The following is a 621-nucleotide window of genomic DNA, read 5'->3' on the forward strand; positions in this document are numbered from 1 at the left end:
ATTAGCCATGGTCTCGTGGGCTCGGAGATGTGTATAAGAGACAGGAATATTTCCGGTCTTCAATTGCAAATCACGCAAATAATTATAAATATTGAAAATCCTCATGTTTAACAATATGCTCCTGTCTTCTACTTGAGTTGATAAGAATTTTATTAAAGACAAATATTGAAAAAACTCATGATGTTGACTATCCTGACTTGGAGATATAAAATAATACATATAACATTGAGGCAAATATACCACCCCTCCTTTATTTGCAATTGTAGAAATAAATGAGCAATCACAATATTTCCCCCCTTTCAGCCAATCCATTTTACTTCCAATAATTTTTGATTTCCTATACATAAAGGAAGGGAATGGAGCAGTATTACCCATAGCGTATTGTTTTACAACACTCTCACTATCCTCCATTATTTGTATATTTTTAGAGATAAACATTTTTTTCTTTGTATTCTTCCCATTAATATTAAAATATGCGTTACACCCCACTGCACTGAATGAATCATGAGTCGATAAATATTCATATAGTACACTCACCATATTAGGCAACATCTCATCATCATCATGAAATAACATAAAACTGTCTCTTATACACATCTCCGAGCCCACGAGACCATGGCT

1 pseudogene is annotated in these 621 nt (G+C 33.3%); it reads right to left on the bottom strand.

Going from position 1 to position 621, the window contains the following annotated elements:
• Positions 1 to 576 (bottom strand): annotated as a pseudogene (locus LPH68_RS26515) (glycosyltransferase family 2 protein); the annotation flags it as partial.
• Positions 577 to 621: the final 45 nt, after the last annotated feature.

This window comes from Bacteroides sp. 1_1_30 (assembly GCF_020982715.1).
GTDB lineage: Bacteria > Bacteroidota > Bacteroidia > Bacteroidales > Bacteroidaceae > Bacteroides > Bacteroides xylanisolvens.